Source organism: Deferrisoma sp. (genome assembly GCF_054681715.1).
In genome coordinates this window covers 1-3,334 of sequence record NZ_BAAHFQ010000238.1, presented here as the reverse complement: position 1 = coordinate 3,334, position 3,334 = coordinate 1, and the positions used below count along the sequence as shown (strand labels likewise).

The window sequence follows — 3,334 nt, the reverse complement described above, 5'->3', positions numbered from 1 at the left end:
GGGCTGGGGGGCTGGTGGAGAGCCGGGCGCGGCCCCTCACATCGCCGCGCCCTCACCAAGCCTGCATCGCCTTGGCGGTTCAGGAACTTCCGCCACCGGCGCCCCGGCCTACCGAGCTGGCAACGGCATGCGAAGGCGCGGCGAAACGGGTGCCGCACTCGCGCCCGGCCGGAACCAGCCCCCCCAGCCCCAGCCCCACGCCGTCGGAAACGCCCGAACTTCCGAACCATGGCACTTGGAGGCTCCCCCGGGCCCCTTCGGGGCCCCGCTACGCAGGACAGTAACGCCCGAGCCAGGCCCCGGTGTGGGAGCGCCTTCCGTGCCAGGTGCCAGAAGATAGACGACAGAGGACCGGGGTGCTCTGACCTCTGACTTCTGAATTCCGGCCCCCGATACGGCAGCCGCTGACGCCGGAATCCCGAAGGTTCTCAGCCGCCTAGCTGCCGAGCAGCCCAGCCGCCTCGCCGAAGTTGCTCGGGAACTGCTGCCGGTTCCCCGACAGGCCCCTCTGGGCAGAGAGGGCCACTGGGTTCGAACGCAACCCGTTGTCAGATCTCCCCGAAGGCGGCCCGCACCAGGTCCTGGAGCCGGCCCGCCACCTCGAGGGCGTGGCGCAGCAGATACCGCTCCTGGGGGGGGAGCGCCGCGGGGTTCAGGTAGGTGTCTGGCGCCTCGCCCGCCTCCAGGGCCCTCGCCTGGGTCCGGAGCAAAAAGAACAGCAGCGTCCGGTACGCGGTTTGGGCGAACTCCGCCTCCTCGGCCGGCAGGGCGCCCCGGGCCGCCAGGGCCCCGAGCCGGCCGATCGTGGAGGTCTCGGCCACGCCGTGGCGCAGCGCCAGGATCCGGGCGCACTCGGCCACGAACAGGAGCCCGGAGCGCTTGAGGTCGATCTCGCCCCGGTGGGGCCCCCGGCGCTCCGTGGCGAACGACCGAAACCACCCGAGGGGCACCCGGTGGCGCGCGGCCTCGGCGTAGAGGCTCCGGAGGAGCGGAAAGTTTCGCCGCACCCCGTCGAGCAGGAACCCCCTTAGGTCGTGGGCCAGGCCCACGTCCCCCCAGATCGGCACGAGATCGTAGGCCAGCGTGGAGTACCGCACGGCGTTGGAATCGGGCCGGGCGAACCAGCCCCGGGCCTGGTCGCGCCACTCCCGCAGGGGTTTTCGCCACACCGGGTTTCGGCTCATCACGTGGCCCCGGCAGGCCGGAAACCCGGCCTCGGCCAGCCCGGCCGACACCCGGTCGCCGAGTTCCATGAAATAGGGCTCCACCCGTCCCCACGCCGCCGGCGGGTAGTCGGCCAGGATCATGCCGTGGTCCTGGTCGGTGGCGAGATGGGCCTCTTCGCGTCCGTGGCTGCCCATGACCACGAAGCAGAAGGGGGCGGGGGGCTTGCCCCAGCCCTCGGCCTCGAGCTCCCCCATCGCGATCTCGAGGGCCCGGCGGTGGATGTCGCGGAAGAGGTGGGTCAGGGCCCGCGCCACCTCGTCGCCGGGCAGGCCCTCGTCCACGAGCCCCAAGCAGACCCGGGCCGCCTCCCGGTGCACGCGGGCGAGTTCGGCGAAGGACCGGGCCGCCTCGATGCCCTCCACGAGCTCGATGGTTCCGCGGGTCAGGAGCGGAAGGAGGTCCCGCATCGACACGACCCCCACGGCCCGCCCGCCCTCCACCACCGGCAGATGCCGGATCCGGCGGTGGCCCATGATCCCGAGGGCCCGGTAGACGTAGGCGTCCGGGGCCACGGTCTCGACCGGCGAAGACATGACGGCCTCGGCCCGGGTCGTGTCGGGATCGAGCCCCCGGGCCAGCACCTTCGCCACCAGGTCCTTCTCGGTCAGGATGCCGCGGAGGACCCCGGCCTCCTGGACCAGGGCCGATCCGGTGCCCCGTTCCGCCATGGCCCGGGCCGCGTCGCGCACGGAGTCCACCGGCGCCACCCGCGCCGGGGGCCCCCGCATCACCTCCACCACCCGCTTGCGAAACGCGGCGGCGTCGGGGCGGCCGGGCAGGGGCTTCCGCCCCGCCTCCTGGACCCGGCGGAAGAGGTCCTGGAGGCGGCGGGCCATGGCGGCGGCGAGGAGCGAGCCCACCTCGGGGTGGGCGGCGGCGAGGTCCCGGAGAACCTCGGCCCGCACGGCCAGGGCCTCGCCCTCCCCGGCCACCCGGGCCGAGGCGGGGAAGGGGTCGGGGGTGAACACCGAGAGCCAGCCCACGAGGTCCCCGGGGCCCGACACGCTCACCACGACCTCCTCGGCCCCCTGGCCCACCCGGATCTCCACCGTGGCCGACTCCAGGTAGTACACGTCCTCCGGGGGCCCGCCCCCCTGCCGGAACAGGTACTGGCCCCTCCGAAGGCGCCTGCGCTCGATGGCCCGGGAGAGGACGTCCCGGGCTTCCGGCGGCAGGCGAGCGAGCGCCGGGGCGGCGGCGAGGAGGAGGTCGAGGTCGCTCAAGGGGTCTCCGGGGCGACGAGGTCGAGGGTGCCGAGGATCCGGTTGGCCCACGGCGCGTCCGGGTCGATCTGCCGGGCCCGCCGGGCCCAGGCGCGGGCGCCGCCGGCGTCCCCCTCGGCCGCGGCCAGGGCGGCCGCGTCCTGGGCGATGCGGAGGCGCAGGTCCGGCGGAAGACCCGGCACCTCCCACGCGGCCGCCAGCAGGTCCCGGGCCTCGCCGGGCGGGGCCCCCAAGGCCGTTCGCACCGCGGCCAGTTCCACCAACACCGTGGCGTAGAGGGCGGTTTCCCGCCCCCCGTCGGCGGCCTCGAGGGCGACCCGGGCGGCCTCCAGGTCCTGGCGAGCCTGCTCGGGCTGGCCGGCCCGATGGGCCGTCCGGGCCTCGCTCACCCGGGCGGCCACGGCGCGGGCCAGGTCCTCGGCCGCACGGCGGGCGGAGTCGCGCAGGTGTCTCTCCACGGCCACGCCGGCCGCGGTGCCCAGCGCCACCACGAGCGCCCAGGCCCAGAGCCGCCGAAGGAGCCGCGTCCTGGGGTTCGGTGAGGTTTCCTTCGGTTCGATGGCGTCTTGCTCCCGGATGAGGGGGCCGGACGGTGTCCCGTCCGGCACACGGGAACGGATGCTACGGGGCCTGCCCGGGGGAGTCAATTTTGCGGCCCCTTGGCCCGGCCGGTCCCGCGGGGCGGGGCTTTTCTCGCGCCGGATTTTGAGATAAGGTTTGAATCTTCCTTTCGCGGGATTTTTGTTGGGGATTGGGGGAACACGGGAGGACCGGCGATGGAGCAAAAGAAGGTGAAGGTCCTGGCGGTGGACGACGAACCCAACATCCTCCTGTCGCTCGAGTACATCCTCGAGCAGGAGGGGTTCGACGTGTACACGGCCCGT

The 3,334-nt window shown here is 73.9% G+C and carries 2 protein-coding genes and 1 pseudogene; 1 reads left to right on the top strand and 2 read right to left on the bottom strand.

Going from position 1 to position 3,334, the window contains the following annotated elements; translation table 11 throughout:
• Window positions 1–548 precede the first annotated feature (548 nt).
• Window positions 549–2,450, bottom strand: a complete 1,902-nt coding sequence (locus tag ACY0I8_RS17165) for a putative nucleotidyltransferase substrate binding domain-containing protein (RefSeq protein WP_461395724.1) — start codon at window positions 2,448–2,450, stop codon at window positions 549–551.
• Window positions 2,447–3,058 carry a hypothetical protein gene (locus ACY0I8_RS17160; RefSeq protein WP_461395723.1) on the bottom strand — a complete coding sequence of 204 codons (612 nt, stop codon included), beginning with the start codon at window positions 3,056–3,058 and terminating at the stop codon, window positions 2,447–2,449. Before ACY0I8_RS17160 ends, ACY0I8_RS17165 begins: the two co-directional genes overlap by 4 nt.
• Before the next feature lie 168 nt (window positions 3,059–3,226).
• Here ACY0I8_RS17160 and ACY0I8_RS17155 point away from each other — a divergent pair.
• Window positions 3,227–3,334, top strand: a pseudogene (locus tag ACY0I8_RS17155) (response regulator); the annotation flags it as partial.